At 49.4% G+C, this 12,781-nt stretch carries 15 protein-coding genes; 2 read left to right on the top strand and 13 right to left on the bottom strand.

Annotated elements, in window-relative coordinates; translation table 11 throughout:
- Positions 1-18 precede the first annotated feature (18 nt).
- Positions 19-1,671 (bottom strand): putative polysaccharide biosynthesis protein, encoded by a 1,653-nt coding sequence (locus BBEV_RS01090; protein WP_069363771.1) that lies wholly within the window; start codon positions 1,669-1,671, stop codon positions 19-21.
- Between the two features lie 235 nt (positions 1,672-1,906).
- Here BBEV_RS01090 and BBEV_RS01085 point away from each other — a divergent pair, with 235 nt between their 5' ends.
- Complete coding sequence (locus BBEV_RS01085) at positions 1,907-3,133, top strand: AraC family transcriptional regulator (RefSeq protein WP_069363770.1); 1,227 nt, start codon at positions 1,907-1,909, stop codon at positions 3,131-3,133.
- Between the two features lie 108 nt (positions 3,134-3,241).
- Here the strand turns inward: BBEV_RS01085 and BBEV_RS01080 are convergent, their stop codons facing one another.
- From BBEV_RS01080 to fabZ, 4 genes are all read right to left on the bottom strand, one after another.
- Positions 3,242-3,529: a hypothetical protein gene (locus BBEV_RS01080; protein ID WP_069363769.1), complete on the bottom strand. Its 288-nt coding sequence runs from the start codon at positions 3,527-3,529 to the stop codon at positions 3,242-3,244.
- A 293-nt stretch (positions 3,530-3,822) separates the two neighbouring features.
- A complete protein-coding gene (locus BBEV_RS17510; RefSeq protein ID WP_198155036.1) occupies positions 3,823-3,993 on the bottom strand; it encodes a hypothetical protein in 171 nt (56 codons plus the stop codon).
- A gap of 45 nt (positions 3,994-4,038) precedes the next feature.
- Positions 4,039-4,185: a hypothetical protein gene (locus tag BBEV_RS17505; RefSeq protein WP_198155035.1), complete on the bottom strand. Its 147-nt coding sequence runs from the start codon at positions 4,183-4,185 to the stop codon at positions 4,039-4,041.
- A gap of 240 nt (positions 4,186-4,425) precedes the next feature.
- Entirely contained in the window at positions 4,426-4,863 is a 438-nt protein-coding gene (gene fabZ / locus BBEV_RS01075; RefSeq protein WP_069363768.1) for a 3-hydroxyacyl-ACP dehydratase FabZ, read from the bottom strand.
- 181 nt (positions 4,864-5,044) lie between these two features.
- Here fabZ and BBEV_RS01070 point away from each other — a divergent pair, with 181 nt between their 5' ends.
- Entirely contained in the window at positions 5,045-5,272 is a 228-nt protein-coding gene (locus tag BBEV_RS01070; RefSeq protein ID WP_157100886.1) for a hypothetical protein, read from the top strand.
- 359 nt (positions 5,273-5,631) lie between these two features.
- On the opposite strand, the gene BBEV_RS17725 is transcribed toward BBEV_RS01070, so the two are convergent.
- The 8 genes from BBEV_RS17725 to BBEV_RS01035 all read right to left on the bottom strand — a co-directional run bounded on the left by BBEV_RS17725 (position 5,632) and on the right by BBEV_RS01035 (position 12,780).
- A complete protein-coding gene (locus tag BBEV_RS17725) occupies positions 5,632-6,039 on the bottom strand; it encodes a DNA-directed RNA polymerase subunit beta (protein WP_232318238.1) in 408 nt (135 codons plus the stop codon).
- Between the two features lie 46 nt (positions 6,040-6,085).
- The gene (locus BBEV_RS01060) at positions 6,086-6,919 is read right to left on the bottom strand and encodes a flagellar hook-basal body protein (protein WP_069363766.1); all 834 of its coding nucleotides are present in this window, start codon (positions 6,917-6,919) and stop codon (positions 6,086-6,088) included.
- 27 nt (positions 6,920-6,946) lie between these two features.
- The gene (locus BBEV_RS01055; protein ID WP_069363765.1) at positions 6,947-7,777 is read right to left on the bottom strand and encodes a flagellar hook-basal body protein; all 831 of its coding nucleotides are present in this window, start codon (positions 7,775-7,777) and stop codon (positions 6,947-6,949) included.
- Between the two features lie 40 nt (positions 7,778-7,817).
- Positions 7,818-8,819 carry a rod shape-determining protein gene (gene mreB / locus BBEV_RS01050; RefSeq protein WP_069363764.1) on the bottom strand — a complete coding sequence of 334 codons (1,002 nt, stop codon included), beginning with the start codon at positions 8,817-8,819 and terminating at the stop codon, positions 7,818-7,820.
- 176 nt (positions 8,820-8,995) lie between these two features.
- Positions 8,996-10,312, bottom strand: a complete 1,317-nt coding sequence (gene murA / locus BBEV_RS01045; RefSeq protein WP_069363763.1) for a UDP-N-acetylglucosamine 1-carboxyvinyltransferase — start codon at positions 10,310-10,312, stop codon at positions 8,996-8,998.
- A 246-nt stretch (positions 10,313-10,558) separates the two neighbouring features.
- Positions 10,559-10,792 (bottom strand): DUF1146 family protein, encoded by a 234-nt coding sequence (locus BBEV_RS01040; RefSeq protein WP_069363762.1) that lies wholly within the window; start codon positions 10,790-10,792, stop codon positions 10,559-10,561.
- A 267-nt stretch (positions 10,793-11,059) separates the two neighbouring features.
- Complete coding sequence (locus BBEV_RS17280; protein WP_157100884.1) at positions 11,060-11,269, bottom strand: hypothetical protein; 210 nt, start codon at positions 11,267-11,269, stop codon at positions 11,060-11,062.
- Between the two features lie 53 nt (positions 11,270-11,322).
- Positions 11,323-12,780 carry an NADH-quinone oxidoreductase subunit N gene (locus BBEV_RS01035; protein WP_069363761.1) on the bottom strand — a complete coding sequence of 486 codons (1,458 nt, stop codon included), beginning with the start codon at positions 12,778-12,780 and terminating at the stop codon, positions 11,323-11,325.
- Between the last annotated feature and the right edge of the window lies 1 nt (position 12,781).

Raw genomic sequence — 12,781 nt, 5'->3', positions numbered from 1 at the left:
GCGCAACCTTTCAATGAATTAACTTCGAAAACGTCTTGGAATCAGACGGTTGATGCGGTGCCCGAGGACACGCTGTGCGAGCCCTGTCTGAAGGGTCAGCCCGAAATAAATGACGACACCGGTAATGACAGACAGCACCGTAACGAGTACATAATCCATCTTCGTGTCCATGCCTGTCAAGGCTTCGAGAAGAACACGCACGATCAGTACACCAGCGGCCATGACGGCTGCAAACATGGTGATGAGCACGAACCGTTTCCAGACGGATGTGAAGTCAAAACGTGCAAAGTGGGCAACCGACCAGAGCATCAGGGCAATCGCCAGGACGTAGCCGATCGCGGTAGCCATCGGGGCGCCCGTTGCTCCGAACCATGTGATCAGCGGGATGTTCAGGACCAGCTTGGCAAGAATGCCAATCAACAGGGCCAGTACCGCAATTTTTTGCCGGTTCAACCCTTGCAGGAGGGCTGCCGTCACGGCGAAGACGGCGAACAGAATCGCCACCGGGGCATAAAACTGCAAGATCGGCGCACCGATGTGCACGTCTTCAATGCTGTACAGCGTGCCGTAAGCCGGCGCAGCGAGTACCATCAGGCCGACAGCAGCCGGGACGGTGAAGAAGAAGATCACCTGAAAGATCTGTGTGATCTGCCCTTGCAGCTTCGAACCGTCTCCTGACGTGAAAGCGGAGGTCACCGTCGGGATAATCGTCAGCGACATGGCCGTGGCGATGGTGACGGGGATCAGCACCAGCTTATGCACCGCCTGACCGTAGGCACCGAAATAGTTAATTGCCTCGGCCTGCGTGAAGCCGGCGGCCATCATGGCATCATTGAACGTGAACAGGTCGATCATCTGATAGAGCGGAATCGCAAGGCCAACGAGCGAGATCGGCAACGCATAGGCAATCAGTTCTTTGTAAATCTCCGGCAGGGATTTTTGTTCCCGTTTTGTCTGTTCCGGGTGAATCTGTTGTTTTTCGACATTCTGATCATTGAGAAACTGGCCTGTTCTCCGGTAAAAATACGTGAGGACTGCGAAACTGCCCAACGCACCGACAAATGCCCCGAACGTGGCAAACCCGACGGCCGTGCCGAGTTCGCCGCCCCAGATATCGATGATCAGCCAGGTCAGGATCAGAATGAAGGTAATGCGGATGAGCTGTTCGATCACCTGGGAAATGGCGGTCGGCCCCATCATTCCGAAGCCTTGAAAATAGCCGCGGATCGACGACATAACGGGAATGATGATTAAGGCGACGCTCACCATACGGATGGTGAAAACGGCGTCTGCCACGCTGGTGCCGCCTTCAAGTTCATCGGGGTTCAGGATCTGTTTGGCAATGGGTTCAGCCAGGAAAAACAGCATCAAAAAGGCCGCGATGCCGGTCAGGGTCATGACGACGAGCCCGGAACGAAACAGGCGCCGGATCGTGTCGTAATCACCGAGCGTATTGTACTTGGAGACGAATTTCGAGATCGCAATCGGGATTCCGAGCGTCGAGAGACTCAAAAAGATCGTGTAGGGCGTGTAGCCGTATGTATACAATGCAAGCCCCTCGAGGCCGACGATGGCCTGAAAGGGAAAGATATAGATGATACCAAGGATTTTCGATGCGAAAATCGCCGCGGTCATGATGGCGGTTCCGCGTAAGAGTTGCTGATCACTCATGTACAGGTCCCCTGTCTGTTGAATTAACGGATACGCTTCTTGTCACAACCTGTATTTTATCATATTCTTTCCTGCAATTCCGACGTTGGCTGAAATTTTAGGCAGATGGATAATATTGTAGTTAATTTGATGTATTTTTATAAAAAAGTTTGATAATAGATGATTTCTTCTTGTGAATCCCTGCTCACTAAAGGTAAGATAAGAACAGATAATTAATTGTTCGGAGGGAATTTATATGCAACAGGAAGCATTAAACTTATTTTATTATACAACTGGCATCCCAATCCATTATCTATCATCGGACGGTACGCGTTATCAGCAGATGCCGAGGACGCAAATCGATCCATTGAAGCGTATGGATCATATCATCAAACTGGCTGCAGACAGAGTCCGTCGCTTAAGCGGTCACGAGACAGGTGCTGTCGTCGACGATTTGCATCAGCATTATTTTGTCCGCAGCGCGGGCAGTCAGGAACATCACATCGATATGCTTCTTATCGGGCCGGTTCAGGTGCATGAAATGACGCAGGAACGCTGGGATGCTCTGTTTTACAATGGTGGGTTCTCCCTTCAGGATAAAGCGCTTTTACAGGAGCACTACGAGAAGACGCCGAATTTACCATTTGTACAGCTGAAATATGTGAAGCTTCTCCTTGAACAGCTGGAGACGCTGGATTATACAGGTGTCGTGGACTCCATTGAAGAGGGTGAAGATTTTTACGAAGTGCGCCGTGCTGTGCCGGGGGCTTACAGTGATGAGCCTGTGGACCACGCACCGTTTACTTTGGAACAGGATTTTCTCGACGGACTGGTCAATGGCGATCGCTCGGTGCTTGAACGGATCGGGGACTTCGATAAGTATCCGATTCCGCCCATCGGGAACGGCAACCCGGTTCGTGCGTATAAAAACGTACTGATTTCCGGGGTATCTGTCGCCATTCGCCGGGTGGCTCAGGTCGGTATCGATTTCCGGGATTTGCAGCACTACTCAGATGCATTCATTACCCGCGTGGAACAGACAGATGATATGGGCAATCTGCTCAAGTTATTCCAGCAGATGTTCTACGATTTGTTCGACATGGTGGATGAATATCGGCAGGAATCCTATTCCCAGTCGGTGATCATTGGCATCAAATATATCCGCAACCATCTCGACAGCAGTTTCCGACTCGACAACGTCGCCCAGGAGGTGGGGCTGAACCCCCGCTATTTCGGTACGCTGTTCAAGGAAGAAACCGGAAAGACAATTTTACAATTCGTCACGGACGAGCGGATCAACCTGGCGAAGCGCCTGCTCAAAGACCGCCAGAACGACATTTCCGATGTCGCAGTACATGTCGGATTCTCAAGTCAGAGCCATTTCACCCAGGTCTTCCGTAAAAAAGTGGGTAAGACCCCGAAAGTCTACCAGGAAACACATTCCTCAATGGACGAGGATAAAAAAGAAGTCCCTGGCGTTTAAAAAGCCACCGTTCTCTGAATGAATCCAGTTCCCAGCCTTTATGGTTGGGAACTTTTTGATTTAATAAAACAACCACACGCAAAAGCGTGTGGTTGCAGGCAGTACACATTATTCTACGACATCTTCGTCTTCATCTTCCAGATCTGATTCCATGTCGTCATTGTCTTCTACGTCATCCCAGTCATTCTCGTCAATGTCTTCGTTGTCATTGTAATCGTTGTTCATGTCATCGTCCATGTTGTTATTCATATCGTCGTCCATGCCGTTATTTTCTTCTGTTGCAGGATCGTCATTGAAGTTGTTATCAATATCTACAGTGTCGTTGTTCCCGCAAGCTGCGAGTACTCCTAATGACAATACGCCTGCCATTGCTGTTAAACTCATCTTTTTCTTCATGTGTTTCATCCTCCTATTTTTCTTTCCTGGTGCTTAAAGATTGGCTGCTCTCTTGCAACCTGTAGTCAGCATAACGTCTCGAAGCCACTGCGGCAATTGCTTTCGCGCCTTTTACGTAGTGTTTCATCGTTTTTGGTAAATGTTGTGAAAAACGGCTTAACAATATGAAAGAATACTTAATTCTTGAAAGTGACTGTTTCTCTGAAGCCAAAATATAACCGCACCTCGTTAAAATCGAAGTGCGGTGCATTTTCATCTATTAAGATTAATCAAAGGGGGTAAATGATCCGCGTTTATACGTCGTTGTTCATGTCGTTGTTCATGTCATCGTTCATGCCGTCGTTATTTTCCATCATTGGATCATTATTGAGATCGTCATTCAAGTCTTCTACATTTCCGCACGCGCCCAAAAATCCAATCGTCAACATTCCGGACAGCATTGTGAGTAATAGTTTTTTTCTCATTTGTAATTCCTCCTTCAAATTTTAAATCTTTTTAAAACGGACTTTTTATAAATTGTTGTCTGCAGGGTCATTGTTTTCCATCATCGGATCGTCGTTCAGGTCCTCGTTCAGGTCATCCACATTCCCGCATGCTCCGAGTGTCCCTAACGCCAGTAAAGTGGAAAAAATACCGATTAATGCTTTCTTTTTCATCGTTTACATCCTCCCTTTCGGCTTTGCTTCAGATGAGCAATTGTTCGTCAAAGATTTTTCTTGCAGAAACGATGATCTCTCATCGTCTGTTTAGTCTATTTCACTTATCGGGGTCCTCGAAACCAAATTGGGGCATTTTAGATAATCTACCATAGCCATTACACAGTCTCACAGAATTCGGTCATATTTCTGTAAAAAAAGCCCTTACAGGGAGGCCCTGCAAGGGTTGAGATGACTTTGTTATTCTTGTTTCTCACCTAGAGCAAACATGAGCTCCGCTTCGGCTACCGTCTCACCATCCACCGATGCAACTGCTTTGCCTTTGCCGATCGCTCCTTTAAACCTCACCATCTCCACTTCGAGTTTCAATTGATCACCTGGTTTCACCTGCGCTTTGAACCGGCATTTGTCGATCCCGGCAAAGAAGGCCAGACGACCGCGGTTTTCTTCGGGTTTGAGCATGGCGACCGCACCGACCTGCGCCAGTGCTTCGATAATCAGCACACCGGGCATCACAGGATAATCGGGAAAGTGTCCGTTGAAAAATTCCTCATTCGCCGTCACGTTTTTGATGCCGACGGCACGTTTGCCTTCTTCTACCTCCAGCACTTTATCCACCAACAGAAAGGGATAGCGGTGCGGGATGATATCTTTGATGTCGTTGATGTCGAGATTCATAGTTAGGACCTCCTCATAATTGTAACTACCATTCAGTTTACACGGGATGTTTATGACTGGCAAGAGGCCGGCAGCCTTTTCGTCACAGGATTGCCCGTTTTTAAGAACGTATTTTCGTACACCATAAATACGAACTTACTTTCGATTCAGGTGGTTGGATGGGTGTTTGTATGCGCGGGAGATGCCGGCGGAACTCGAGCGGATCAATTTGCTGTCGAAGCGTCTGGTATTGTCTGACGAACAACGTCAGCGGCTGGAATATCAGAGAAAAGGATATGTTGGAGAGCGTGTACTGGATGATCTGCTTACGGGGAACGATGACCGTGTTTTGCTTCCGGTGCCTGACCTCAAAGCGGTATCAGTGCAAAGCGTGCGATTCGGATATGGACTCGAACAAAGTCCTCGCTGATTTGATTCATGCGTTCAGGCTGTTGTTTCCTGATGAACTGCTCACATCAACGAACTTGTATCCATTCAGCAACGGTTTTTTTGCCGAAAAAGACCATTCGCTGGTATTTGTCGAGAAATGATACGGAAAACGCTCAACTGAACATTCGACCGAAAGCCTACGTTTAATATTTATTGTTCGGTAAGTTGGGCACTTGATGCAAGCGCCGGTCCGCAAACTGCCTTTCGTCTAGATCCGGCACGCACTTCCGCGGTCCCGCCAAGCCATTGGTGGAAGCCTGTATGGCAGTTATACTCTTCTAGTAACTACGAAAAAAATCCCCCGGTGTTTGGGGGATTTCAGAAATATGTCCTGACGTATTAACGCTCTCGTTCAAATTCGGTGTCTGAGAAGATGATGTCGTGAATGTACCACCAGGTTTCGGGGTCGAGGACGTCGCGGTAGTCGCCGCCTTCTCCGACAATGCCGTACCCGATCATCGCACCTAGAATTGCAGCACCAGCGATCAGCGCCAGCACAATGACAACACGAAGGATGATTGGAAAACGGCGCATGCGGTATTTTTTCTCGCGCTTCTTTTTCTTGCCATTACCTTCACCTTCATCCGATTTTTGTGAACGAAGCTTTTGTTCGCTCTCATCCGCATTGTCCGGATCCGGTTTGAAGTGCTTAATCCCTTTATGATCGCGGGCTGCACGCTCAAGTGGCTTGGTATCACCGTTTTTATTGGCTTGAGGCTTGTCATTGTTTGATTTTGAATTACTCATAACTGTAAACTCCTTCTTTCACTGCCGCAAGTTTCCCCGCATACAGTCAGCGAAGATTAGTGACAAGACCTTTCATCTGATCGGTGATGCCAATGGCGCTTGAATTAAACTGATAGGCCCGCTGTGCTTCAACCATCGACGTCATTTCGTGACCCATGTTGACGTTGGACATTTCCAGTGCATTCTGGCGCATCACCTCATCACCAGCCGTCTCTTCGAGGACGTCGTCAAAACCAAGCTCCAGCTCATCAAGATTGCCGAAAACGTAATTGTTCTCGCCGACGTTCTCCAACAGCTGAGGCCGGGTGATATTTACGGTTTGGAACTGGCCGACGTCCACAGGGACATCCCCGTCGTCGAGATCAACCGAAATCGTTCCGTTGGCAGATACAGATACCCCGTTATTCGGTACCGGAACCACCAGCGGTTCACCGTCTGCCCCAAGAACAAAATCCCCTTGGCTGTTGACGATGAAATTCTCCGCATCATTTGCCGGGTTCGGCGTATAGTAGAAGTTCCCTTCCCGGGTGAACTGCCGATTGCCGTTGGCATCGGGTGAAATTTCAAAAAAGTGGCCTTTTTCCGTCATGGCAAAATCCAGTTCCCGGTCTGTTTCGCGGATGGTGCCCTGATCGAAACGGATCTCCGTTTGTCCGGCAACGGCTCCGGATCCACGTCGAATGCCCAGTGGTGTTTCCCGGCCGCCCTCAAATTCAGTGCGGTTCAAGTTATTCACCTGCTGGAACAACAGATCATTGAAACTGACATCACGACGCTTGAAGCCAATCGTGTTGACATTGGCCAGATTGTTCCCGACTGTATCAAGCTTGTGCTGCAGCTGACCCATCGTCACTGCAGAATTAATCATCGATTGATTCATACTGGATGATCCCCTTTCACGCCGTGATTAGCGGAGGCGGCCGATGTCATTGACAGCCCGCTCCAGACTCTGATCGTATGCCTGTAATACTTTCTGGTTTGCTTCAAAGTTCCGGAGTGCGGCCATCATCTCTGTCATTGTCTGGCCTGCGTCCACATTGGAACGCTCCACATAACCCTGTTGAAGCTGATAGAGGATGTCGTCGTCGCCAACGATACTCGCGATCTCTTCATCACCGTCATAACGGAGAAACCCGTTGCCTTCTTTCACCAGTTGGCCCGAATCGGGAATGAGCAGGACGTCGAGCTGACCGAGCAGTTCTTCTTCTGCATCATCAGTAAATATTTCCCCGTTTTGATTCACGCGAAAATTTTCGTTCCCCACTTCGATAGGGTCACCGTCCACCCCAAGGACGTAGTGTCCGCTGCCCATCGTGAGAAATCCGTCGCTGTCGATCGTAAAGTCCCCGTTGCGGGTGTAGCGCGGTTCGCCGTCATCGTTTTGGACTTGAAAAGCAAGCATCGCCGGAAGGCCGGTCTCGTCATCAATGGGCGTATCCGCCTGAAGCAGGGCGATGTCTGTCGAATTGTTCGTTTCCCTCAGATCCCCCTGCCGGAAATTCGGTGTCCCTTCCTGCATGTACACACCGGTACTCAGTTCACCGATAATAGGGCTTCTGCCGCTGATCTGGTGATCGGTGCCCATTGCCTGAATCATCATATTCGGAAACGTCCGCAATGACCCCTGATCCGCTTTATAGCCCGGGGTGTTGACATTCGCCATATTGTTTGTCAGCATTTCCTGTTTGCGCTGCTGGGAAATCATCCCGGCGCCTGCTGTATACAATCCTCTCAGCATTGCTTGTCACCTCTTTGGTTTAATCCGTCACAGCCTTGTATCAAACACTCATATTTTTCTTGATGCGATCAAGATTTTCAAGCATGATTCCTGTACCAATCGCCACACAGTCCATCGGATTTTCGGCGACCATGACGGGTACTTTCAATTCGTCAGACAGCAGTTTATCGATGCCGTGTAAATACGCGCCGCCGCCGGTGATGATGATACCGCGGTCAATGATATCAGCTGACAGCTCAGGCGGGGTTTGTTCGAGCACATTCTTCGCCGCCTGAACGATGTGATCCACTGCTTCAAGCATGGCAATACGGATCTCTTCCGATTCGATGGCTATCGTACGTGGCAATCCGCTGACGAGGTCACGTCCACGGATCTCGATGGATTCGTCTCTTGAACCCGGGTAAACCGTCCCGACTTCTTTCTTAATATCTTCAGCTGTGCGTTCACCGATTAATAATTTATATTCTTTTTTAATGTACGTCAGGATATCGTGGTCAAACCGGTCCCCTGCAACTTTAATGGACTGGGCTGTGACAATTTCGCCCATGGAGAGAACGGCAACGTCCGTCGTTCCCCCGCCGATGTCGATGACCATATTCCCGCTTGGCTGGTAGATATCCATCCCTGCTCCAACGGCGGCGACTTTCGGTTCTTCTTCGATATAGACATTCTTTCCGCCGCTTTTTTCGGCAGCTTCACGGATCGCCTTCTGCTCCACGGACGTGATGTTCGTCGGGCAGCAGATCAGGATGCGCGGCTTGGTAAACCAGCCTTTTACGCGGACTTTTTCAAGAAAATGTTTCAACATGGATTCCGTTGTTTCAAAGTCTGCGATGACTCCGTCTTTTAATGGCCTTGTCGCAATGATGTTTCCTGGTGTACGCCCGACCATCCGGAATGCTTCGTCGCCAACGGCCAATACTCTGCCCGTCTGGCTATCCATCGCGACCACCGCCGGCTCATTCAACACAATGCCTCGTCCTTTTACATGAATCAGTACATTTGCAGTTCCTAAGTCAATTCCGATATCTCTTCCAAACATAGTCTTCTAGTCCTCCTGACATCCGCCGAAAAAATTTTATGTATCCTAAAACATCTTCCTGCGCACATGTTTATTCCATTTTATTATTTTATCACAAAAAGCAGATGAACAGGAGGTTTTTCCACGTAAAAAAGTCCCTGCTCGGTCATCTTAATCATACCGACAGGGACTCTGTGTTATTTTCGGGCTGCTTCTACCCGGGCTGTTTCCGCAGCTTCTACTTCACTGTCTTCATCGACCCGTTCAATGTCAGCGCCTAATGCCTTCAGTTTGCCGGCAAAATCGACATAGCCACGATCGATATGACGGAGTTCCGTGACGCGGGTGTAGCCATCCGCGACAAGGCCGGCCAAAACCAAGGCCGCTCCTGCGCGGAGATCCGTTGCCATGACTTCAGCACCCTGCAGCTTGGAGCCGCCGGTGATCATCGAGGAACGGGCTTCGATTTTAATATCTGCATTCATGCGACGGAATTCTTCCACATGCATGAAGCGGTTTTCAAAGACGGTTTCGGTAATCACACTGGTGCCTTTTGCCACAAGCATCATCGCCATCATCTGCGACTGCATGTCTGTCGGAAAACCTGGGTGTGGCATCGTTTTGATATCGACAGACTTCAGTGAATCCGTTCCGATGACACGAACGCCTGTGGATTCCTCATAAATGACGACGCCCATTTCGGTCATCTTGGCGATCAGGGGACGGATGTGTTCGGAGAGCACATTCTCCACCAGGACATTTCCGCCTGTGATGGCTGCGGCGACCATGAATGTGCCTGCTTCAATGCGGTCGGGGATGATTGTATGCTCTGCACCGTTGAGTTCATCAACGCCCTCGATTTTGATGGTCCCCGTACCGGCACCGCGGACTTTGGCGCCCATCGCGTTCAGGTAGTTGGCCACGTCGACAATTTCCGGCTCTTGTGCAGCATTTTCAATAATCGTTGTTCCCAGTGCCATCGTTGCCGCCATCATAATGTTTTCAGTGGCTCCAACGCTTGGAAAATCGAGATAGACTTTCCCGCCATGCAGACGATCTTCGACTTTTGCTTCGATGAATCCGCTGCCGATTTCAACGACTGCACCCATGGCTTCAAAGCCTTTTAAGTGCTGGTCAATCGGACGGGACCCGATGGCGCAACCGCCGGGTAAAGCAATGCGGGCATGACCTTTTCTGGCGAGGAGAGGCCCCATCACCAGAAACGAAGCGCGCATTTTCCGCACGAATTCAAACGGCGCCTCGACGCCGAGTTCGCGCTGAGCATCCACTTCGACTGTGCCATCTTTTTCATTATATTCAATATCAACATTTAAATTGCGCAGTACTTCATTAATCGTGTATACATCTGCAAGTTGGGGTACATCATGAATGATACTCTTGCCATTGCCTCCGAGTAAAGATGCTGCAATAACAGGCAGTACCGCGTTTTTCGCGCCTTCAATCCGGACGGTACCCGCCAGGGGCTGTCCTCCGCGTACGATAATTTTTTCCACTATCTTTTCCCTCCAGGTCCATTTAATGCTTGATGAATCGTTTAAATGGAATTTTCATGCACCGGGCATGTTCCCCGATGTTCTCTGTTTCTGTTTAATCGTTGGCTCATTGGCATTACTGATTTACGAATACACACATATTTGCTATGTACTCATCAAATTTTAGTCGTCATCGATCGTAAACAGGTTACAGGACGATTACAATTTATTTTCAATGGATTAAGTTTCGATGATTAGCAGGGTCAATTAGAATAAAAACCTCAGCGACTGCGACCAGTTCAGGTAATTCAAGATAAATCCTGTGATGAGGTAGGTCAGCGAAATGGTGATGATCACCATGAACGCTTTGGCTCTGATGCCGTCGGGGTCCTTCAAAAACAGTTCCATACGAATGGACTGTACAGACCACCATACGAGAACGAGCACCATCAGGCTGATCAGAATGTTAAAAAGAGACTGCTGGCCAAGTTGGTCGATCATATCTGTCGGTTGCCTCCTGTGTGATGAGCTGATGTCCGGTCAAACGCTGCCCATGCAGCATTTCAGTAAATGACGTCACTGTCACTTGCCTCCTGCACTGCACCGGTTGACGCACTTGCCTCACCATGTCATTTCTTGGTCGTTCGTTGTCAATATCAGTTCAAATACCATAACTCTCCTTATCATATAGCATTTTTCAGTCACTGACTACGGATGAAGGGCGTAATTCCCGAATTTATCGTAGTTCATTATGCTCATTTTTAAGCATTACCGAACATTCGTTGTTGCTTTTCGGGCCATGGCATGGGTATTGCTTTTTAATCGACGCCGTTCACGCATCAGATCGATACGAAGAGGGCCACCGCTCCCATCCATTCGATTTTCACGATGGTCCAGACGATTCTCCCATCCGCTTTGTCCCCCAGCTGAGCATTCCACCGAATGAAATGCCTGGATTTCATCCTCCTTCTTGTACACAAAAAACCGCCTGGATTTGGATCTCCAGGCGGTTTTTCAGTATCGCTGGCGGCTTAGAAAAAGGCCATCCAGTTAAAGGTCGTAAAGATATCAAGCAGAAGGTTCGGGAGGATCCCGAGAATCACCGTTGCGGCAAGCGTAATGGACACGACCGCATTGATGCTTGATGGTACGTTCAAATTCTCATCATTGGCCTTGGGTTCCACCATGAACATCTGCTTCATCACACCGAAATAGTAGAAGAAGCTGACGATGGATGTGATGATCATAATGACCGCAAGCCACATCATCTCACCGGTAATGGCGATAATGAAGATGTTCGCCTTGCCGATGAATCCGGCGGTAAACGGCATGCCCGCCAGTGACAGGAAGAAGATCGTCAAAGCCACTGCCATGTAAGGCGAGCGCTTATACAGTCCGGCAAAGACATCGAGTCCGGTTTTGCCGCCTGCATCTTCTGTGACGAGCGTAATGATGGCAAAGGCACCGAGGGTCATCAACAGGTACGCCACCGAGTAGAACGCAATGATGGTCGTCGATGCATCCCCGAGAATCGTTGCCAACGGCACCAGGAGATAACCGGCCTGCGCAATACCGGAGAATGCCATCAGGCGCTTGATGTCCGTCTGGGTCAGAGCAATAAAGTTACCGGCGATCATCGTAATGGCTGCAATCGTCGCAAGGACAATCGCCCATTCCGCATAGATGCCGCCAAATGCGACCGTGAACACGCGGATCAAGATCGCGAAACCGGCCAGTTTCGACACAACGGTCAGAAAACCGGTGATCGGTGTGGGTGCACCGTAATAAACATCCGGCGCCCACATGTGAAACGGCACAACGGAAACCTTAAAGCCGAAGCCTGCAAGCATCATCACAAATGCAATGATCATCATTTGCGGATAGTCCGCAAAAAGTTCCGGCATCATCTGTCCGATTTCGAACGCGTTTGTCGTTCCAGACAAACCGAACAGGTAGGACATCCCGTACAGAATGAAGGCGGATGCCGTTCCCCCGAGAACGAGGTATTTGATCGCGGCTTCCGATGAATTTCGGTTGTATTTTTTGAATCCGGCTAAAGCGTAAGACGAGATACTTAGAATTTCCAGACCGATGAAGAGCGTGATCAGGTCCGCGGAGGACACCATCACCATACCACCAAGGGCTGCGAACAGCAGGATGGAGTAATACTCCCCTTGATACACATCATCGTTACGGTCCAGAAAGTGGAGACTCGTCAGAATGACGAGGGCCACACCAATCAGGATGATCAGCTTAAACACCATCGCGAACGGATCGACAATGAACGTTGCGCCGACGTTCCCTGTGGTGGTGTTCATCACCACCACAAGGATAGCAGCCACGGCCAGGGACAAGACGGAGAGATGGCCGATAAACGGCTTTCTCCGGTGAATCCCGGTCATGAAATCCAGCGTGAACACGAGTAGTGCCAGTGCGCCTAAGACGATTTCCGGAGTCATTAAAGACCAATCGGCATTAAAAGCTAACATG

This window comes from Salisediminibacterium beveridgei (assembly GCF_001721685.1).
Lineage (GTDB): Bacteria > Bacillota > Bacilli > Bacillales > Salisediminibacteriaceae > Salisediminibacterium > Salisediminibacterium beveridgei.
This window is presented reverse-complemented; position numbering and strand designations above follow the sequence as displayed.